Consider the following 21,235-nt stretch of genomic DNA (forward strand, 5'->3'; position numbering starts at 1 on the left):
GAGACTTATGATGGAAATTTTGCGTGGTTCACCTGCACTGTCGGCATTCCGTATTAATAAACTGCTGGCACGATTTCAGGCGGCCAACCTTCCGGTAAGCGCCATATATGCCGAATATATTCATTTTGCCGATCTGAACGCCCCGCTGAGCGCTGACGATCGCGAGCGCCTGGCGCGACTGCTTCAGTATGGCCCGAGCTTAAGCAGCCATACCCCGACCGGTAAATTACTGCTCGTGACCCCTCGCCCTGGCACCATCTCTCCCTGGTCTTCTAAAGCTACCGATATCGCTCACAACTGCGGTCTGGCGCAGGTTGTGCGTCTTGAGCGCGGCGTGGCGTATTACGTTGAAGCCTCAACCCTGACCGAAGCGCAGTGGGCCGCGGTGGCGGCGGAGCTGCACGACCGCATGATGGAGAGCGTCTTCGACGAGCTGGAAGCGGGCGAGAAGCTGTTCGCTCACCATCAGCCGACGCCGGTGACCAGCGTCGACCTGCTGGGCGAAGGGCGTCAGGCGCTGATTGACGCCAACCTCCGTCTGGGTCTGGCGCTGGCCGACGACGAAATTGACTACCTGCAGGACGCGTTTACCCGCCTGGGACGCAACCCGAACGATATCGAGCTGTATATGTTCGCCCAGGCGAACTCAGAGCACTGTCGCCACAAGATTTTCAACGCCGACTGGATCATCGACGGCGAACAGCAGCCGAAGTCGCTGTTCAAAATGATCAAAAACACCTTTGAAAAAACGCCGGACTACGTGCTGTCGGCCTATAAAGATAATGCCGCGGTGATGGAAGGGTCTGAAGTCGGGCGCTATTTCGCCGACCATCAGACCGGGCGCTACGACTTCCATCAGGAGCCGGCGCACATTCTGATGAAGGTGGAAACCCATAACCACCCGACGGCCATCTCTCCATGGCCGGGCGCGGCAACCGGCTCCGGCGGCGAAATCCGTGATGAAGGCGCCACCGGCCGCGGCGCGAAGCCGAAAGCGGGCCTGGTGGGCTTCTCGGTTTCCAACCTGCGTATCCCGGGCTTCGAACAGCCGTGGGAAGAAGATTTCGGTAAACCGGATCGCATTGTCACCGCCCTGGACATCATGACCGAAGGCCCGCTGGGCGGCGCGGCGTTTAACAACGAATTTGGTCGTCCGGCGCTGAACGGCTACTTCCGCACCTATGAAGAGAAAGTCACCAGCCACAATGGCGAAGAGCTGCGTGGCTACCACAAACCGATCATGCTGGCCGGCGGTATCGGCAACATCCGCGGTGAGCACGTGCAGAAGGGCGAGATTACCGTCGGCGCGAAGCTGATCGTGCTGGGCGGCCCGGCGATGAACATCGGCCTCGGCGGCGGCGCGGCGTCTTCTATGGCCTCCGGCCAGTCCGATGCCGATCTCGATTTCGCCTCCGTACAGCGTGACAACCCGGAAATGGAGCGCCGCTGTCAGGAAGTGATCGACCGCTGCTGGCAGTTGGGCGACGCCAACCCGATCCTCTTTATCCACGACGTTGGCGCCGGCGGTCTCTCCAACGCCATGCCGGAGCTGGTGAGCGACGGCGGCCGCGGCGGTAAATTCCAGCTGCGCGATATTCTCAGCGATGAGCCAGGGATGAGTCCGCTGGAGATCTGGTGTAACGAATCGCAGGAACGTTATGTTCTGGCGGTCGCCCCGGAGCAGCTGCCGCTGTTCGACGAACTGTGCCGCCGCGAGCGCGCGCCTTATGCCGTTATCGGCGAAGCCACCGCTGAGCAGCATCTGAGCCTGAGCGACAGCCACTTTAACGATCAGCCGATCGACCTGCCGCTGGACGTCCTGCTCGGCAAAACGCCGAAAATGACCCGCGACGTGCAGACTCTGAAAGCTCAGGGTAGCGCGCTGGATCGCCAACCGATTACCCTTGCCGATGCGGTTAACCGCGTTCTGCATCTGCCGACGGTGGCCGAGAAAACCTTCCTCGTCACCATCGGCGACCGCACCGTGACCGGTATGGTCGCCCGCGACCAGATGGTTGGCCCGTGGCAGATCCCGGTGGCCAACTGTGCGGTGACCACCGCCAGCCTCGACAGCTACTATGGCGAAGCGATGGCGATGGGCGAGCGCGCCCCGGTCGCCCTGCTGGACTTCGCGGCCTCTGGCCGTCTGGCGGTCGGTGAAGCGCTGACCAACATCGCCGCCACGCAGATTGGCGAGCTGAACCGCGTGAAGCTGTCGGCTAACTGGATGGCCGCCGCCGGCCACCCGGGTGAAGACGCTGGCCTGTATGAGGCGGTGAAAGCGGTAGGCGAAGAGCTGTGCCCGGCGCTGGGCCTGACCATTCCGGTCGGTAAAGACTCTATGTCGATGAAAACCCGCTGGCAGGAAGGCAGCGAGCAGCGCGAGATGACCTCCCCGCTGTCGCTGGTCATCTCTGCCTTCGCCCGTGTCGAAGATGTCCGTCATACCGTCACGCCGCAGCTTTCGACGGAAGATAACGCCCTGCTGCTGATCGACCTCGGTAAAGGGCACAACGCGCTGGGCGCGACGGCGCTGGCGCAGGTCTATCGCCAGCTCGGCGACAAGCCGGCTGACGTGCGCGATGTCGCGCAACTGAAAGGCTTCTGGAATGCGATGCAGGCCCTGGTGGCGCAGCGTAAACTGCTGGCCTACCACGACCGCTCCGACGGCGGTCTGCTTGTCACGCTGGCGGAAATGGCCTTTACCGGCCACTGCGGCGTGGAAGCGGATATCGCCGCGCTGGGCGACGACCATCTGGCCGCGCTGTTCAACGAAGAGCTGGGGGCGGTGATTCAGGTCCGCGCCGCAGACCGTGAGGCGGTGGAAGCCATTCTGGCGGTTAACGGCCTGGCGGACTGCGTGCATTACCTCGGTAAAGCGGTTGAGGGCGATCGCTTCGTGCTGACCGCCGGCGGTCAGACGGTGTTCAGCGAAAGCCGCACCACGCTGCGCATGTGGTGGGCGGAAACCACCTGGCAGATGCAGCGTCTGCGCGACAACCCGGCCTGCGCCGATCAGGAGCATGAGGCGAAAGCCAATGATGCCGACCCGGGCCTCAATGTGAAGCTCTCGTTTGATATTAACGACGACGTCGCCGCCCCGTACATTGCCACCGGCGCGCGGCCGAAAGTGGCCGTCCTGCGCGAGCAGGGGGTGAACTCCCACGTTGAAATGGCGGCCGCCTTCCATCGTGCCGGCTTTGACGCCATCGACGTGCATATGAGCGACCTGCTGGCCGGCCGGACCGGTCTGGGCGATTTCCATGCCCTGGTAGCCTGCGGCGGCTTCTCCTACGGCGACGTGTTGGGCGCGGGCGAGGGCTGGGCGAAGTCGATTCTGTTCAACGAGCGCGTGCGCGATGAGTTCGCGACCTTCTTCCATCGTCCGCAGACGCTGGCGCTCGGCGTGTGCAACGGCTGTCAGATGATGTCCAACCTGCGCGAGCTGATCCCGGGCAGCGACCTGTGGCCGCGCTTTGTGCGCAACCAGTCTGACCGCTTTGAAGCGCGCTTTAGCCTGGTGGAAGTGACGCAAAGCCCATCCCTGCTGCTGGAAGGCATGGTTGGCTCACGGATGCCGATTGCGGTCTCCCACGGCGAAGGTCAGGTGGAAGTGCGCGACAGCGCGCATCTGGCTCAGCTGGAGAGCAAAGGTCTGGTGGCGCTGCGCTTCGTGGATAACTTCGGCAAAGTGACCGAAACCTATCCGGCGAACCCGAACGGTTCCCCGAACGGTATCACCGCGGTGACCAGCGAAAGCGGGCGCGCGACCATCATGATGCCTCACCCGGAACGCGTCTTCCGCACCGTAAGCAACTCCTGGCACCCGGAGAACTGGGGCGAGGATAGCCCGTGGATGCGTATCTTCCGTAACGCGCGTAAACAGCTGGGTTAATCTTCCCGCCGCGCTTCACGCGAACGTATCAGCCCCCTGCCTGACAGGGGGCTTTTTTTATCTGTGATGGTCGGCACGCCAGGGTGTCGGGAATTGCCGACAACTGCGATATTGCAGTGTCGTCAATAGGCGACACTTAAGCCATTGATTTAAATGATGAGTAATCGGTAGCCTATTTGGTGTCGCTAAATAGCGACAACGCGGGTGAAAAATAAACAGAGGTAGTTCGACTGTTCTTGCGGTTAATGTCATATATATCAGTATGTTAATAAAATGTTTTGAGAGCTGGCATAGTTCATGCATAATATTAACCAGTGGCTCATTCACCTTCTTATGTCAGCCCCTTCGGGACGCGCTACATAAACATCGAATGACGCACAAACAGGTGCCTGCCGTCCAACTCCTGATAACAGCCTGGCTTTATCAGACATCGGGCGAAACGTCGAGTAAGGCACCGCCTCATTCCTGAACAAAGCCAGGCCTTGCGCCTGGCTTTGTTGTTTCTGCGGCGCAGTAACCAGCGGTAGCGCTTTTCTCCGGCGCGCTCCTCAGTTAGCATCGACCAGAGCTAATGATTGAGACAACATCCTTGAAGCGACTCTCTCTTTTCCCCCGTTCGCTGCGTCAGCTGGTGACGCTCTCCTTTGTGCTGATCCTGCTGCCATTGCTGGTGCTGGCCTGGCAGGCCTGGCAGAGCCTGAACGCCCTCAGCGCCCAGGCGGCGCATATTAACCGTACCACCCTGGTCGACGCCCGACGCAGCGAGGCGATGATCAATGCCGCACTGGAGATGGAGCGCAGCTATCGCCAGTACTGCGTGCTGGACGATCCGACGCTGGCGCGCGTCTATCAAAACCAGCGGCAGCGCTACAGCCAGATGCTGGACGCCCACGCCGGCGTGCTGCCGGACGAGAAGCTCTGGCAGGCGCTGCGTCAGGATGTCAGCGATCTGGCGCAGCTGCAGTGTAAAAATAGCGGACCCGATGCCCAGGCAGCCGCCAGACTGGAAGTTTTCGCCAGTAATAACAGCGATATGGTGCAGGCGACCCGGGCGGTCGTCTATTCTCGTGGCCAACAGCTGCAGCAGGAGATAGCCGAACGCGGCCAGTTTTTCGGCTGGCAGGCGCTGGTGCTGTTTCTGCTGAGCCTGGCGCTGGTGCTACTCTTCACCCGCATGATTATCGGCCCGGTGAAAGGCATCGAAAGAATGATCAATCAGCTGGGGGCAGGGAAGTCGCTGGACGACGCCGCATTGTTTACCGGCCCGCGGGAGCTGCGATCGGTGGGCAAGCGCATCATCTGGCTCAGCGAGCGCCTGGCGTGGCTGGAGTCGCAGCGGCATCAATTTCTTCGCCATCTGTCGCATGAGCTGAAAACCCCGTTGGCCAGTATGCGTGAAGGTACCGAGCTGTTGGCCGACCGGGTCGCGGGGCCCCTGACCCCTGAGCAGCAGGAGATCGTCGAGATCCTCGACAGCAGTAGCCGTAACCTGCAAAAGCTGATTGAACAGCTGCTGGACTATAACCGAAAACAGGCCGACGGCCCGGTGGCTCGCGAAGCGGTGGACCTGGTGGACCTGGTGGAAAACGTCGTGGCGGCGCACAGCCTGCCCGCGCGGGCTAAACTGATGCATACCGAACTGACGCTGCAGGCGCGGCGTTGCCTGGCAGAGCCTGCGCTATTGATAAGCGTAATGGATAATCTCTACTCCAATGCGGTGCACTATGGCGCTGAATCCGGTAACATCCGTATCCATAGCTACCGGCACGGAGAGCAGGTGCGTATTGATGTCGCCAACAGCGGCGAACCGATCCCGGCCGCGGAAAAAAATATGATATTCGAGCCTTTTTACCAGGGGAGTCACCAGCGTAAAGGGGCCGTTAAGGGCAGTGGACTGGGGTTGAGTATCGCCCGCGACTGCGTCCGGCAGATGCAAGGGGAGCTCAGCTTAGTTGATGCGCCCGCCGGGCAGGTCTGTTTTCGCATTACGCTTCCCTCAGCGCCGGAATAATCCAACTTATGAATCAATATCGGGGAACTATGTCCCAATTCCTGGCCTGGCGCCGTTCCCTCAGTGGATGGCTGCTTTCAGGCATTGCTTGTCTTACGCTGGCGGGGTGTTCCGCCGGCTTTTCACCGCATACCGCGGAAGGTACCGCCGCCCCCGGGCAGGCGCAGCATCAGGTGGCCGATTTTGTCGCGGTAGACTGCGCGGATATCTGGGCGCACAGCAGCGATGCCAGCGACAAAAATCCCCTCTACTGGCTTCGGGGCATTGACTGTGCCGATCGCCTCGCGCCGGCGCAGGCGCGGGCGGAGGCGAAACGCCATACCGACGACAGCTGGCAGGACGCGTTCCGTCGCGGCATCCTGCTTGCTGATGCTAAAATTACCCCTGAGGAGCGCCGCGACCTGGTGGCGCGTCTCGATACCTTCAGCCCGCAAATCGCCGTTCAGGTCCGCCCGCTGTATCAGCTCTGGCGCGACGGCCAGACCCGTCAGCTGCAGCTGGTGGAAGAGCGTGCCCGTTACGCTAAGCTTCAGCAGTCCAGCGATAGCGAACTGGAGACACTGCGTCAGCAGGAGCTGGCGCTGCGCGAGCAGCTGGAGCTGACCACCCGCAAGCTGGAGAACCTGACGGATATCGAACGCCAGCTCTCCAGCCGCAAGCCGGGCGGCAATTTCGGCAGCGAAAAAGTGCCGGAGGTGATCCATGACGATCCGTAAACCGGCGCGTTTACTGCTGGTGGATGACGATCCGGGACTGTTGAAGCTACTGGGCATGCGCCTGGTCAGCGAAGGCTACAGCGTGGTCACCGCCGAGAGCGGGCCGGAAGCGCTGCGCGTGCTGGGGCGTGAGAAAGTGGATCTGGTGATTAGCGATCTGCGGATGGATGAAATGGACGGCCTGCAGCTGTTTAGCGAGATCCAGAAGGGCCACCCCGGCATGCCGGTGATCATTCTCACCGCTCACGGTTCGATTCCCGACGCCGTGGCGGCTACCCAGCAGGGGGTGTTCAGCTTCCTGACCAAGCCGGTCGATAAAGATGCCTTATATAAAGCCATTGATGAGGCGCTGGAGCAGCGCTCGCCGGCCACCGACGAAGCCTGGCGCCAGGCGATTGTAACCCGCAGCCCGCTGATGCTGCGCCTGCTTGAGCAGGCCGGGATGGTGGCGCAATCGGATGTCAGCGTACTGATTAATGGCCAGAGCGGGACCGGGAAGGAGATCGTCGCCCAGGCGATCCACAACGCCAGCCCGCGTCATGATAAGCCGTTCGTGGCGATCAACTGCGGCGCGCTGCCGGAACAGCTGCTCGAATCCGAACTGTTTGGCCATGCGCGGGGCGCTTTTACCGGCGCGGTCAGTAACCGTGAAGGATTATTCCAGGCCGCTGAGGGTGGTACGCTGTTTCTCGACGAGATCGGTGATATGCCGGTTGCGTTGCAGGTGAAGCTGCTGCGCGTCCTGCAGGAGCGCAAGGTGCGCCCGCTGGGCAGCAACCGCGATATCGAAATCAACGTGCGGATTATCTCCGCCACCCACCGCGACCTGCCGAAGGCGATGGCCCGCGGCGAGTTTCGTGAAGACCTGTTCTACCGCCTCAACGTAGTGAGCCTGAAAATACCGCCGCTCTCCGAACGTACGGAAGACATCCCGCTGTTGGCCAACCATCTGCTGCGTCAGTCCGCCGATCGCCATAAGCCGTTCGTGCGGGCGTTTTCCAGCGATGCGATGAAGCGGCTGATGGCCGCCAAGTGGCCGGGCAACGTACGCCAGCTGGTGAACGTGATCGAGCAGTGCGTGGCCCTGACTTCGTCGCCAGTGATCGGCGACGCGCTGGTTGAGCAAGCGCTGGAGGGCGAGAACACGGCGCTGCCGACCTTCGTGGAGGCGCGCAATCAGTTTGAGCTGAACTACCTGCGCAAGCTGCTGCAAATTACCAAGGGCAACGTCACTCACGCCGCGCGAATGGCAGGGCGCAACCGCACCGAATTCTATAAGCTGCTGTCGCGCCATGAGCTCGACGCCAACGACTTTAAAGAGTAGCTCCGCACTATAGCGCAAGTTATGATACGGTAAGCAACCGGTTACGCGATTAAGACAGGAACCCCATGAAAAAGATTGATGCGATTATTAAACCTTTCAAACTGGATGACGTGCGTGAAGCGCTGGCCGAAGTCGGCATCACCGGGATGACGGTAACGGAAGTGAAAGGCTTTGGCCGCCAGAAAGGGCACACCGAACTGTACCGTGGTGCCGAGTATATGGTCGATTTTCTGCCGAAAGTAAAAATTGAAATTGTGGTGACCGACGATATCGTCGATACCTGTGTGGATACCATCATCCGTACCGCACAGACCGGTAAAATCGGCGACGGTAAAATCTTTGTCTTCGACGTGGCGCGGGTCATTCGTATTCGTACCGGCGAAGAAGACGACGCGGCGATTTAACGCTCGCCGCTCGCTGCAGTATTGCCGGGTGGCGCTGCGCTTACCCGGCCTACAGATCCCCGCATCGTCGGGGCTTACAGCACCTTATGCGGGCCGAAGCATTCGTAATGAATGTTGTCTTTGTTGATCCCTAATTCGACCAGCTGCTTCGCTGCAAACTGCATAAACGCTACCGGGCCGCAGAGATAATACTGCATCTGCGGGTCGCGAATATTGTCCGCCACTGCTGCTAAATCCATCAAACCTTCGCTATCAAAACGTCCAGCCTGACGGTCGGCCTCAGTCGGGGTGCGATACCAGACGTGAGAGGTAAACGCCGGCAGCGCCGCGCCGAGCGCCTTCACTTCATCGGCAAAGGCGTGAACGTCGCCATTTTCCGCCGCATGGAACCAGTTCACCTGACCCTGATGACCGCTCTTCGCCAGCGCATCCAGCATCGCCAGCATCGGCGTTTGCCCGACGCCGCCAGAGAGCAGGGTGACCGGCGTCTGTGGCTTAACGTTAAGGAAGAAATCTCCCGCCGGGGCGGCCAGATAGACCACATCGCCTTCGCTGGCATGGTTATGCAGCCAGCTGGAAACCTGACCGCCTTCCTCGCGTTTAACCGCAATGCGGTAGCCTTTGCCGTCCGCTTTGCGGGTCAGGGAATACTGGCGGATTTCCTGATATTCGAAGCCTTCCGGTTTCAGCCAGATGGCCAGGTACTGGCCAGGCTGGTAATCGGCGACCGGCTGGCCATCAACCGGTTCGAGCTCAAAGCTGGTGATAAGCTGGCTGCGCGGGGTTTTCTTCACGATGCGAAACGCGCGGGTCCCTTCCCAGCCGCCGGTTTTACTGGCGTTTTGCTGATAGATCTCGGCTTCACGGCCGATAAAGACGTTCGCCAGCACGCCGTAGGCTTTACCCCAGGCATCGAGCACTTCCTGGCCCGGACTGAACATTTCATCGAGGGTCGCCAGCAGATGGCTGCCAACAATATTGTACTGCTCCGGTTTGATCTGGAAGCTGGTGTGTTTCTGGGCGATCTTTTCCACCGCCGGCAGCAGGGCAGGCAGGTTATCGATATTGCTGGCGTAGGCGGCAATAGCGTTGAATAACGCTTCACGCTGATCGCCGTTGCGCTGGTTGCTCATGTTGAAGATCTCTTTGAGCTCCGGATTATGCGCGAACATACGATCGTAGAAATGGGCGGTTAATTTCGGGCCGGTCTCTACCAGCAGGGGAATGGTGGCTTTTACCGTGGCGATGGTTTGAGCGTCAAGCATAGCGTGCTTCCTTATGTGTTATCTTAATGATGCATTTTAAATGCATCTTAAAGAAATAACCCTGCGTTGTAAATGGTTCTTTAACACATTCCCCCGATCCAGTTACAACATGAAGAATTTGCATCACAAACCTGAAAAGAAATCCGTTGATACTGAGAGAGGCGTTATTGCTCAAAGCCTTGTGTCATGCGGAGCCAATCGTTTGCGTAAAATCCTTTGTCAAGACCTGTTATCACAGAATGATTCGGTTATACTGTGGGCCGTTGTCCAATCGGACCGCCTTTTTAGGCCGAAATTTTATTGTTAGCTGAGTCAGGAGATGCGGATGTTAAAGCGTGAAATGAACATTGCCGATTATGATGCCGAACTGTGGCAGGCTATGGAGCAGGAAAAAGTACGTCAGGAAGAGCACATCGAACTGATCGCCTCCGAAAACTACACCAGTCCGCGCGTTATGCAGGCGCAGGGCTCTCAGCTGACCAACAAATATGCTGAAGGGTATCCGGGCAAGCGTTACTACGGCGGCTGTGAATACGTCGACGTGGTTGAACAGCTGGCAATCGACCGCGCGAAAGAACTGTTCGGCGCTGACTATGCTAACGTCCAGCCGCACTCCGGCTCCCAGGCTAACTTTGCCGTCTACACCGCGCTGCTGCAGCCGGGCGACACCGTGCTCGGTATGAACCTGGCGCAGGGCGGCCACCTGACTCACGGCTCCCCGGTTAACTTCTCCGGCAAACTGTACAATATCATCCCTTACGGTATCGATGAGTCCGGTAAAATTGACTATGACGACATGGCGAAGCAGGCTCAGGAACACAAACCGAAGATGATCATCGGTGGTTTCTCCGCTTACTCCGGTATCGTTGACTGGGCGAAAATGCGTGAAATCGCTGACAGCATCGGCGCTTACCTGTTCGTCGATATGGCGCACGTGGCAGGCCTGATTGCCGCTGGCGTGTACCCGAACCCGGTTCCGCATGCTCACGTTGTGACCACCACCACCCACAAAACCCTGGCGGGTCCGCGCGGCGGCCTGATTCTGGCGAAAGGCGGTAGCGAAGAGCTGTACAAAAAACTGAACTCTGCGGTATTCCCAAGCGCGCAGGGCGGCCCGCTGATGCACGTTATCGCGGCGAAAGCGGTGGCGCTGAAAGAAGCGATGGAGCCAGAGTTTAAAGTTTACCAGCAGCAGGTTGCGAAAAACGCTAAAGCGATGGTGGAAGTGTTCCTGAACCGCGGCTACAAAGTGGTGTCTGGCGGTACTGAGAACCACCTGTTCCTGCTGGATCTGGTGGATAAAAACCTGACCGGTAAAGAAGCTGACGCCGCTCTGGGCCGCGCCAACATCACCGTCAACAAAAACAGCGTGCCGAACGATCCGAAGAGCCCGTTCGTAACCTCCGGTATCCGTATCGGTTCTCCGGCAGTGACTCGCCGCGGCTTTAAAGAAGCGGAAGTCAAAGAGCTGGCTGGCTGGATGTGTGACGTGCTGGACAATATCAATGACGACGCGGTCATTGAGCGCGTGAAAGGTAAAGTGCTGGATATCTGCGCCCGCTTCCCGGTATATGCGTAAGCGTTAGCGTTGACATCAAAAAGGCCGCGTATGCGGCCTTTTTTGCGTCTGGAGATTAGCGGCGGTCGAGGGAGATCGCCCCGGGGCCGGTTATTGCCAGCAGCAGGAAAGCGCCGGCGATGCTGACGTTTTTCCAGAAGTTAATCATGTTCGGCAATACCGCATCGCCAGTCATATCCCAGTAGTGATGGCCAATCACCGCCGTGCCCAGGGTGTAGAAAATAAAGATGACCGCCAGCGGGCGGGTGAAAAAGCCGAGCACAATCAGAATCGCGGCAGGCACTTCCATAATGACGGCGATAATCGCCGCCAGGGTCGGCATCGGCGCGCCGGAGGCGGCCATGTACTGCACCGTACCGTCAAAGCCCAGCAGTTTGGGGTAGCCAAAAAGAATAAACAGAATCACCACGGCGATGCGGGCGATAAGCAGCAACAGAGAGCGGGAAGCGCCAAAATCAAAATAGCGGAGTGTGTTCATAATCAGCTCGTTATGAGAGACGTGTGATTTAAACGTAATACACAAATTTGCGCTCCGCCACGTTCGTTTATGACTAAACCAGCGTCTGCAATTGCTCCTCAACGTACAGATAACCTATCCCCATCAGCTGCTGGGCGCGTGTCAGCTGGCCAAAGCCTATTTGGGTGGCGTGCGCTCGCGGCGTATCCCGGTGGTCAAAGGGGTTGAAACCCGTTTGTTTAACGATACTTTCCAGCCACTGCTCACCGAAGGCGCAGCTGCGCCCGTAAAGCCAGATTTGATTAATATTTAATATATTCAGGAAATTATAGAGGCTTAAGCCAATCGCGTTGGCAGCGTTATCAACCCATGCGCGAATTTGCACATCTCCCTCTTTCCAGGCCTCAATGAGCGACGCCGTGGTTAACTGCTCGGGGGCGAGCGTTGCTTCAGGCTGCGTTTTGAGCCACATTCGGGCCTGTTTTTTCAGCGCGCTGAGAGAGGCGACGGTTTCGAGGCAACCGTATCTTCCGCAGTCGCAGGCGTTGCCGTCAGGATTGACAATCGTATGCCCAATCTGCCCGCTGCCGTACAGACTGCCGCGATAAATATGATCGTTAATCACAAATGACGAGCCGATACCGTAGTCGACGTTGATCACGCAAAAATCCTGCTGTGTACCCTGATGCTGCCACTTCTCCGCCAGCGCCAGCATCACGCAGTCGTTATCCACCCGAACCTGCACGCCAAGCCGCTCCTCAAGCAGATACTTTATTTCGATCGGTGTTTTCCAGCGTGCCTGGGGCATGGTTTGTGAAACGCCGGTAATCGGATCAACCTGACCATGCACGCCAAGGGCGAGATTGATGCTGTGCTGCGGGTAGCGGCGGTGGATATGCCGCCAGCATTCAACGATGGCCTCAAGCAGGGCCTGAGGAGTGGGCGCGTTGACCGGCAAATGCTGATGGCCATCCACTGCCAGCAGGCGGGCGTCGGCAAGCTGATATTCAATGCTGGTCGGGGTGATATTCATGCACAGTGTCCAGGCGCCGTGCTCGGGGATCTGGTAGCTGCCGCTGTTCACGCCCCGTTTGCTCAAGTGTTCCGTTGAGTGACCGATCAATCCCTCGCTAAGCAGCTCGGCCAGAATATTGCTCACCGCCGGAATGGAGAGACCGGTGAGTTGAGAGAGCTGTGATTTACTGAGCTGCTTTTCCCGCCATAGATGGGAAAGAAAAATCGACTTATTGGCCTGCCGGACCCGGGCGTTATTAAAGCCAGTACGCTGCATACACTTAACTCCCTTAACTATATTGCGTGAGCATTGCGCATTTTAACAGCGAATTGGCGATATAGACTCCTGTTATTGCAACTTTTACTTCGTTTTGTTTAGTGGAGGCATCATGTACGGTTCGGTTAAGGTCTGGCAGGAAATCATTTCATTACCAACGTGGACGACGGGCGCGGAAGATCCGAACCCTATGTTTCTGGAAAAACGTGTTTATCAAGGATCTTCCGGCAGCGTCTATCCCTACGGCGTGATTGATACCCTGACCGGCGAACGCGAAATGCGCGATTATCAGGCAGTGTGGATGGAGAATGATTTCCTTCGGGTCATGCTGCTACCGGAGCTTGGCGGCCGTATTCACCGGGCATATGACAAAGTCAAACAACGTGATTTCGTCTATTACAATGAGGTGGTTAAGCCAGCCCTGGTAGGGCTGCTCGGGCCCTGGATCTCCGGCGGAATCGAATTTAACTGGCCGCAACATCACCGGCCGACGACCTTTAAGCCGGTCGATTTTTCTATTCAGCAGGGAGAAAACGGCGCGCAGACCGTATGGATGGGGGAAGCGGAGCCCATGCGCGGTTTGCAGGTTATGGCCGGGTTTACGCTCTATCCTGACCGCGCGCTGATTGAAATCACTGGCAAGATCTTCAATGGTAACGCCACGCCGCGCCATTTCCTGTGGTGGGCCAACCCTGCAGTAAAAGGCGGCGATGCCCACCAGAGTGTATTCCCACCCGATGTCACCGCTGTATTCGACCATGGTAAGCGTGATGTTTCCGCTTTCCCGATTGCCACCGGTACCTACTACAAAGTGGACTATTCTGCGGGGGTTGATATCTCCCGTTATAAAAACGTCCCGGTACCCACTTCGTATATGGCGGAGAAGTCGGATTACGATTTTGTCGGCGCTTATCATCATGACGAGCGAGGCGGGTTACTGCATGTTGCCGATCACCATGTCTCTCCTGGCAAGAAACAGTGGAGCTGGGGGTACGGGGATTTTGGCCAGGCCTGGGATCGAAATCTGACCGATGAAAATGGCCCTTATATTGAGCTGATGACCGGCGTCTTCACCGATAACCAGCCTGACTTTACGTGGCTTGCGCCTTATGAAGAGAAGGTGTTTGTGCAAAATTTCCTTCCCTACAGCGAGTTAGGGATGGTGCAAAATGCCAATACACAGCTGGCACTGAAGCTGGTTCGCGAGTCTGGGCAACTGCAGCTTGGCGTATATGCCATTGCTCCGCTAAATCATATCGTGGTTGAACTCAGCGCTGACCATCAGCCATTGTACGAAACTCAGCTGACGCTGAAGCCCGGTGAGAGCTGGCAGCAGACGCTGCCGGAAAATGGCGTCGGGCGCTTAACCCTCAAAGTGAAAACCGCCGAGAACCAGCCGCTGCTGGATTATCAGGAACATATTACCCAACAGACGCCGCTGCCCGAACCAGCTATAGCGCCCGCGTTACCGGAAGCGATCCACAATGGCGACGAGCTCTATTTTATCGGCCAGCACCTTGAACAATACAACCACGCAAGCCGCTACGCCGGGGATTACTATCGTCGGGCGGTTGAGCTCGATCCGCAGGATTATCGCAATAATGTTGCCCTCGGTACCCTGGCGTTCAACAGTGCCGACTGGGCGCTGGCGGAACAGTGTGCCCGTGCTGCGCTACAGCGCGCGCATCGTTTGAATAAGAACCCGCGAGATGGCGAAGCCAGTATGCTGCTTGCCAGCGTGCTGGAAAGGATGGGGGATGATGCAGGCGCCTGGGATCACTATTACAAAGCCTCCTGGAGCGGTAACTGCCGTGACGCCGCCTGGTGGTCGCTGGCGCGGCTGGCGATGAAGCGCGGTGATGTTGCCGATGCGCTGGAAAAAGTAAACACCAGTCTGCGGTTCAACGCCAGCAATCCTCTGGCGATGGGGTTGAAAGCGCTGGCATTAGCCAACAGTGGGCAGAAGAAAGCAGCGCTGGAGTTTATTTTCGCCTCTCTTGAGCAATACCCATTGAGCTATCCGCTGCACTGCGCGCGCTGGATGATTGAGCGGAGCGACGACGCGCGAGAAGCCCTGCTGCGCATCACGGGGCGCAGAGGGGTCAACGCCAGCCTGCTGGCGGGTTGGCTGCTCTCTATCGGACAGACGTCGGCGGTGAAAGAGGTTCTTGCGGTTCTGGACAGTCAGGAAGCGCTGCCGATGCTCTGGCGTGCGTCGCTAAGTGATGATGCCAATGAACGCCAACAGTTTATTGCCGCCGCCGAGCACTGCCATGCGCACAATGTTCGTTTCCCTAACTCGCTCGATGAAGTTCAGATGCTGCAGTCGCTGGGCGACAGCGCTTTTGCCCGCTATCTACTCGGTTGCTTCTGGTACAGCAAACGTCGCTATGACGAGGCGGTGAGCTGCTGGCGCGAGACGCTCGAAAAATCTCCCGATTATGCGCCCGCTCATCGTCTGCTGGGCGTTTACTCCTGGAATAAACAGCAGGATGCAACGCATGCGCTGGCTTATCTGCAGCGCGCCGTAGCGCTGGAGCCGGACAATGCGCGCTTCCTGTTTGAACTCGATTTTTTGCAAAAATTACTGGCCAGGCCGGTACATGAGCGACTGACGACGCTGGTGGAACGTAAAGCCGTGGTGCTGAAGCGGGACGACCTGACCGCTGAGCTGCTAAGCCTGTGGAACGCGTCCGGTCATTATGCCGATGCCGCCGCGATTCTGGATACGCGCGTATTCCATCCCTGGGAAGGAGGAGAAGGGAAAATCACCGGCCAGTATTTGCTCAATCAGCTCCATCGGGCATTACAGTTCATCGAGCGTGGGGCGTTTAAACAGGCCACGGACTGTCTGAAAGCCGCATTACGCTATCCCGACAATCTGGGGGAGGGGCGACTGCCTGGGCAAACGGATAACGATATCTGGTATTTGCTGGGCTACTGCGCAGAACAGGCTGGGGATGCGCAGCAGGCGGCGGAATATTACCAGCTTGCCCGGCAAGGGGGCTCAACGCTGGACGCCGGGCGGTACTACAACGATCAACCCGCCGATTACCTTTTCTGGCAGGGCATTGCGCTGCGTAAGAGCGGTAACCCAGCGCAGGCCGAGCAGCACTTCCGCCATTTTATCGACTGGGCCGCGCAGCATCGGGATGACGTTCCGCAAGTCGATTTTTTTGCCGTCTCTCTTCCGGACCTGGTGGTTCTCGATGTATCAGCGCAGCAGAGACATCAGCAGCACTGCTTGTTTATTGAAGCGCTGGGCCATCTGGGGCTGGGCAACGTATCCGCCTGCCAGCAGAGGATGCAGCAGCTTCTGCAAATAAATCCGGCTCATGATAAGGCGCATCTGATTCGCCATGCCCTGCAAAGCGGCATTTTTTCCTGAACCTCAATGGGCGGGCTCGGCCCGCCTGAACCCTACTGTTCCCTGCGTTTCCCTTATAGAGGAATCATTATGAACAACGCGCAGACACATCTGAAAATGGGCTACGTCTGGACGATTTGTCTGGTCGCCGCCTGCGGTGGTTTACTGTTTGGCTATGACTGGGTGGTGATTGGCGGCGCTAAGCCATTTTATGAAGCCTGGTTTTCAATTACGGACCCGGCGCAGTCCGGCTGGGCGATGAGCTCAGCGCTGTTGGGCTGTATTTTCGGCGCATTAATTTCGGGATGGTGCGCAGACAAACTGGGGCGCAAGCTGCCATTAATTCTTTCCGCCGTGCTGTTCAGCGCGTCGGCCTGGGGGACGGCGGTCGCCAGTCATTTCGATATGTTTGTGGTTTACCGCATTGTGGGCGGCGTAGGGATTGGTCTGGCTTCCGCTCTCAGCCCGCTTTACATTGCCGAAGTCAGCCCGGCAGAGAAAAGAGGACGTTTTGTCGCGGTCAATCAGCTCACCATCGTGATTGGCGTGCTGGCCGCTCAGTTAATCAATCTGATGATTGCTGAACCGGTGGAGCCGGGGGCGACGCAGCAGATGATTGTGGACAGCTGGAATGGGCAGATGGGCTGGCGCTGGATGTTCGGTGCGGAACTGGTGCCGGCACTGGCGTTTCTGGTCCTGATGTTTTTTGTCCCCGAGTCGCCGCGCTGGCTCATGAAGGCCGGTAAACCGGAGCGCGCCCGGGCTGCGCTGGAACGCATTGGTTCTGCCGACTATGCCGACAGGATCCTGCGTGAAATCGCGCATACCCTGGAAAAGGATAACAATAAAGTCTCCTACGGCGCGCTGTTGGCTCCCCAGGTGAAACCGATTGTGATCATTGGCATGGTGCTCGCCATATTCCAGCAGTGGTGTGGGATTAACGTCATCTTTAACTACGCGCAGGAGATTTTTGCCTCGGCGGGGTTCGATATTAACAGCACGCTGAAATCGATCGTCGCGACGGGCGTCGTTAATCTGGTCTTTACCATTGCGGCGCTGCCGCTGGTGGATAAAATCGGTCGCCGTAAATTAATGCTGCTTGGCGCTTCGGGATTGACGCTGATCTATGTGCTGATCGCCGGCGCTTACGCCATGGGCATTATGGGGTGGCCGGTACTGTTGCTGGTGCTGGCGGCGATTGCTATTTATGCGTTGACCCTGGCGCCGGTGACCTGGGTGCTGCTGGCGGAGATTTTTCCCAACCGCGTACGTGGACTCGCGATGTCTTTAGGTACCCTGGCGCTGTGGATCGCCTGTTTCCTGTTAACCTATACTTTCCCGCTGCTTAATGCCGGTCTGGGCGCGGCAGGAAGCTTCCTGCTGTATGGTGTTATTTGCGCTGCCGGCTACCTCTATATCCTGCGCAACGTCCCGGAAACGAAAGGTATCACCCTCGAAGCGCTGGAAGAGCAGCTGGCGCAGCGTCATACGGGCGTGAATGCGGCGAAGCAGGAGCAGATGCGCTAATGGCGGAAGAGTGGATTCTGGAGAACGCGCATCTGCGGATGTGCGTCTCTTCTCTGGGCGGCAAAGTGCAAAGTTTATTCTCGCGGCAATATCAAGCGCCGGTGCTATATGAAAATCCCGCCGGCGGCATGTTTCCGATGCTGCCATTGGCCAATCGCGTCGCCGGCAACCGTTTTATTTTTCATGGGCAGGAGATTATCCTGCCTCGCCACCATGCCGACGAGTATTTCTTTCTTCACGGTGACGGCTGGTTACAGCGCTGGGATATCATTGAGTACGGCGCCGAGTATTGTGTATTACAGCTGCGTCGGCAGCATGCCTGCGGTTTCGATTATCTGGCGCAGCTCCGCTACCAGTTGCTGCGTAACCAGCTGATAGCGGAGCTAACGCTTACCCACTATGGGGAGGTCCCTGCGCTTTACGGCTGCGGCTTTCATCCCTTTTTCCCTTTCGATGAACGCAGCAAGGTTCAGTTCCAGGTCAGCGGTTACTGGCCGGAAGGGGAGAATCACTTACCTCTCAACTGGCAAGGAAACTTGCCCGACTATGCCAATTTCAGCGTGGCTCAGTTCGGTGAAGATCGTTGGCTGAACGTGGGTTATTCCGGCTGGGGCGGGCGGGCGAGGGTAAGCAATGACGTGATGAGTATCACAATTCTATCGCAAACTCCGTGGTTGATGCTGTTCAGAATGCAAGGTGAATCATTCCTTTGCCTCGAGCCGCAAAGCCATCCGGTAAACGCCCACAACATGGACGGGCAGCCGGGGCTGCGAGTTTTAGGCGCGGGAGAGAAGCTGAATTTTTCGCTGAAAATCATCATCGAGGGGGCATAAATAACGAGCTATCAGCAGACAAGAGCATCTTGCGCCCGCCGGGGTTTATCGCCAGACTATCGCCACCATTCGGGAGGAAATCATGGTCTTGCACTCCACGCGCTGGCTGGCGCTCAGTTATTTCACCTACTTTTTTAGCTACGGTATTTTTCTGCCCTTCTGGAGCGTCTGGCTGGCTGGAAACGGGCTGACTCCGGAAACCATCGGCATTTTACTTGGCGCCGGTCTGGTGGCCCGTTTTCTCGGCAGTCTGCTGATTGCCCCGCGGGTGAGCGATCCCTCCCGGCTGATCGCCGCGCTGCGCGTGCTGGCGCTGTTAACCTTGCTCTTCGCGCTGGCCTTCTGGGCCGGCAGCCACGTAGCATGGCTGCTGGCGATCATCATCGGCTTCAACCTGTTCTTTTCGCCGCTGGTGCCGCTGACGGATGCTCTGGCCAATACCTGGCAAAAGCAGATCACCATGGACTATGGCCGGGTGCGGCTGTGGGGCTCTATTGCCTTTGTGATTGGTTCGGCGCTGACCGGCAAGCTGGTGAGCCTGTTCGATTACCGGGCGATCCTGCTGATGCTAAGCCTGGGGGTCGCCTCGATGCTGCTCGGCATGCTGCTTAAGCCGTCGGTGATGCCCCAGGGGGAGTCGCGCCAGCAGCAGGGGGGCGGAATGGCGGCCTGGCTGACGCTGGTGCGCCAAAGCTGGCGCTTTCTCGCCTGCGTTTGTCTGCTGCAGGGAGCGCATGCCGCCTACTATGGCTTTAGCGCCATCTACTGGCAGCAGGCCGGCTATTCCGCCTCGGCGGTCGGTTATCTGTGGTCGTTAGGCGTGGTGGCGGAAGTGGTGATCTTCGCGTTGAGTAAAAAGGTGTTCCGCCGCTTCAGCGCCCGCGACCTGCTGTTGCTCTCCGCCGCCTGCGGGCTGATTCGCTGGGGACTGATGGGCTGGACCACGGCGCTGCCGGGACTCATCCTTGCGCAGATCCTTCACTGTGGCACCTTCACGGTGTGTCATCTGGCGGCGATGCGCTATATCGCCGCCCGTCAGGGTAGCGAAGTGATCCGTCTGCAGGCCGTCTACTCCGCGGTGGCGATGGGCGGCAGTATTGCCATCATGACCGTCTTCGCCGGTTTCCTCTATCAGCACCTGCACCAGGGCGTATTCTGGGTGATGGCCCTGCTGACGCTCCCGGCGATGGCTATACGGCCAAAAGCGGTGGCGGCCTAGTCCTCGAGCATGGCGCAGATATGCTGCTGCTGGCGTTCAGTGAAGTAGTTCTCCGCGTGGATCAGCGGCGGCGAAAACAGCGGCAGCGCCGTCGCATAGGGGGTGACGATAAGCGTCACCCCTTTGGGCGCACCTTCCTTCTGAAAGCGCTCTACGCTCTGGTATTTGATATTCAGCGGCAGCAGCGTTAGTTCGCGCAGCTGTTGTTCCAGGGCCTCTTCAATAGCTGGGTTGTCATCGGTTAGCAACAGCACCTGTTTCTCGTGCAGGTCGCTTTTCTGCATCAGCCAGGCGCCAAAGATCACCGCGATTAAACCGGTCTCTTCCTCATTAAAACGGATGTGCCAGGCCTCCTCGAATTCGCTCAATGCCGCCTGGGTGGTACGCAGTAAGCGAGGGTAGAGCCGGGTCACTTCCTCTGTGAGCGTGCTGTCGATGCCGATAGCAAACACGCTGCGGATCAACGCCTGCGACAAATGAATATAGAGTTGATCGCTGAGCCCCTGCTCATCACTGAACGCTCTGCCAGCGAGGATCTGGAAGCGGTGGATCAGGCCGGAGATAGCCAGCCGCAGGCGGCGATCGTGCGGGTGACCGTCGCGGACCGGGTCGGGGGTTTTGAGCAACATAAACAGCAGCGAGAGGAAAAAAGGTTCTCCGACATGGGGCGGAGCGCCGACCCGACGCTGCCAGTGGCGGACAATCTCCTGCGCCAGGGTGAACTCGGCGGCGGTTTGAGCCCAGCGTTGCTGTTCCTCATTGAAGTCCGGAGAGTATCCCCGGTGATGTTCGAGCAGACAGTACTGCAGGTACAAGCGCAGAAACTGCACGTCGCGGCAGTCAAACTGGCGATTGAGCGCCCGCGCGCAGCGGTTCACCAGCGCCTGCAGATTGGTATCATCGTATAAGGTGCGGGCAATGCCTTCCTGTTTAAGCTGCGTTTTCAGCGCCGGGGTAAAATGATGATTAACGAACTGTGGGCAGAGGCGCAGCCCCCGCCGCAGCGCATGCAGCAGACATAAACGTTGGTCGAGCGCGGCGCCTTCAATCCGATAGCTGCCGTCCACCTGTGACTGGAGGGTCAAACGGTGGTAACGCTGAATTTCGCGTCCGGTCTCCTCAATATCCTGCCGGGCCGTGGTCTCATCAACGAGGTTGATCCTGCCAAGCCGTTCAGTCGTCACCGACTGTCCGGGCAGATAAAACATCAGGAGCACCTGGCTACGGCGCTGTGGACTGGAAAGCGCAGATGGTGGTTCAATGACGGTCATCATCTGGTAAGTTCCAGTTAGGGTTTCCGCTAAGGATAGACAATGACCGCGGCGTGGGCAGGGAAGAGCGTCCGCT

14 protein-coding genes are annotated in these 21,235 nt (G+C 58.2%); 10 read left to right on the forward strand and 4 right to left on the reverse strand.

Features of this window, described 5'->3' with window-relative positions:
- The first annotated feature begins 7 nt into the window (after nucleotides 1-7).
- The 5 genes from purL (at nucleotide 8) to glnB (ending at nucleotide 8,350) form a co-directional block, all read left to right on the forward strand.
- The gene (gene purL / locus KB890_RS20885; RefSeq protein WP_004185139.1) at nucleotides 8-3,895 is read left to right on the forward strand and encodes a phosphoribosylformylglycinamidine synthase; all 3,888 of its coding nucleotides are present in this window, start codon (nucleotides 8-10) and stop codon (nucleotides 3,893-3,895) included.
- Between the two features lie 589 nt (nucleotides 3,896-4,484).
- The gene (locus KB890_RS20890) at nucleotides 4,485-5,906 is read left to right on the forward strand and encodes a sensor histidine kinase (RefSeq protein ID WP_002914044.1); all 1,422 of its coding nucleotides are present in this window, start codon (nucleotides 4,485-4,487) and stop codon (nucleotides 5,904-5,906) included.
- Between the two features lie 29 nt (nucleotides 5,907-5,935).
- On the forward strand, nucleotides 5,936-6,622 hold the full coding sequence (gene qseG / locus KB890_RS20895; RefSeq protein ID WP_002914033.1) for a two-component system QseEF-associated lipoprotein QseG: 687 nt from the start codon (nucleotides 5,936-5,938) through the stop codon (nucleotides 6,620-6,622).
- Nucleotides 6,609-7,946: a two-component system response regulator GlrR gene (glrR, locus tag KB890_RS20900; RefSeq protein WP_004180914.1), complete on the forward strand. Its 1,338-nt coding sequence runs from the start codon at nucleotides 6,609-6,611 to the stop codon at nucleotides 7,944-7,946. Before qseG ends, glrR begins: the two co-directional genes overlap by 14 nt.
- A gap of 65 nt (nucleotides 7,947-8,011) precedes the next feature.
- Complete coding sequence (glnB, locus tag KB890_RS20905) at nucleotides 8,012-8,350, forward strand: nitrogen regulatory protein P-II (protein WP_002914032.1); 339 nt, start codon at nucleotides 8,012-8,014, stop codon at nucleotides 8,348-8,350.
- 74 nt (nucleotides 8,351-8,424) lie between these two features.
- On the opposite strand, the gene hmpA is transcribed toward glnB, so the two are convergent.
- The gene (gene hmpA / locus KB890_RS20910) at nucleotides 8,425-9,615 is read right to left on the reverse strand and encodes an NO-inducible flavohemoprotein (protein WP_002914028.1); all 1,191 of its coding nucleotides are present in this window, start codon (nucleotides 9,613-9,615) and stop codon (nucleotides 8,425-8,427) included.
- A gap of 325 nt (nucleotides 9,616-9,940) precedes the next feature.
- On the opposite strand from hmpA, the gene glyA reads away from it, so the two are divergent.
- On the forward strand, nucleotides 9,941-11,194 hold the full coding sequence (gene glyA / locus KB890_RS20915; RefSeq protein WP_002914027.1) for a serine hydroxymethyltransferase: 1,254 nt from the start codon (nucleotides 9,941-9,943) through the stop codon (nucleotides 11,192-11,194).
- Between the two features lie 55 nt (nucleotides 11,195-11,249).
- Here the strand turns inward: glyA and KB890_RS20920 are convergent, their stop codons facing one another.
- Nucleotides 11,250-11,672, reverse strand: coding sequence for a DoxX family protein (locus KB890_RS20920; RefSeq protein WP_004197379.1), 423 nt, complete (start codon nucleotides 11,670-11,672; stop codon nucleotides 11,250-11,252).
- A gap of 73 nt (nucleotides 11,673-11,745) precedes the next feature.
- On the reverse strand, nucleotides 11,746-12,942 hold the full coding sequence (locus tag KB890_RS20925; protein WP_004174823.1) for an ROK family transcriptional regulator: 1,197 nt from the start codon (nucleotides 12,940-12,942) through the stop codon (nucleotides 11,746-11,748).
- A gap of 112 nt (nucleotides 12,943-13,054) precedes the next feature.
- Here KB890_RS20925 and KB890_RS20930 point away from each other — a divergent pair, with 112 nt between their 5' ends.
- From KB890_RS20930 to KB890_RS20945, 4 genes are all read left to right on the forward strand, one after another.
- Nucleotides 13,055-16,330, forward strand: a complete 3,276-nt coding sequence (locus KB890_RS20930; protein ID WP_004180910.1) for a DUF5107 domain-containing protein — start codon at nucleotides 13,055-13,057, stop codon at nucleotides 16,328-16,330.
- Between the two features lie 69 nt (nucleotides 16,331-16,399).
- Nucleotides 16,400-17,836, forward strand: a complete 1,437-nt coding sequence (locus KB890_RS20935) for a sugar porter family MFS transporter (RefSeq protein ID WP_002914018.1) — start codon at nucleotides 16,400-16,402, stop codon at nucleotides 17,834-17,836.
- A complete protein-coding gene (locus KB890_RS20940) occupies nucleotides 17,836-18,669 on the forward strand; it encodes an aldose 1-epimerase (RefSeq protein WP_004174827.1) in 834 nt (277 codons plus the stop codon). The genes KB890_RS20935 and KB890_RS20940 overlap by 1 nt, the downstream gene beginning before the upstream one ends.
- 82 nt (nucleotides 18,670-18,751) lie before the next feature.
- On the forward strand, nucleotides 18,752-19,888 hold the full coding sequence (locus KB890_RS20945; RefSeq protein ID WP_020324861.1) for a 3-phenylpropionate MFS transporter: 1,137 nt from the start codon (nucleotides 18,752-18,754) through the stop codon (nucleotides 19,886-19,888).
- On the opposite strand, the gene csiE is transcribed toward KB890_RS20945, so the two are convergent.
- Nucleotides 19,885-21,162 (reverse strand): stationary phase inducible protein CsiE, encoded by a 1,278-nt coding sequence (gene csiE / locus KB890_RS20950; RefSeq protein WP_002914002.1) that lies wholly within the window; start codon nucleotides 21,160-21,162, stop codon nucleotides 19,885-19,887. The two genes, KB890_RS20945 and csiE, sit on opposite strands and share 4 nt — an antisense overlap.
- Nucleotides 21,163-21,235: the final 73 nt, after the last annotated feature.

Origin of the sequence: Klebsiella sp. P1954 (genome assembly GCF_018199955.1) — a bacterium.
GTDB lineage: Bacteria > Pseudomonadota > Gammaproteobacteria > Enterobacterales > Enterobacteriaceae > Klebsiella > Klebsiella pneumoniae.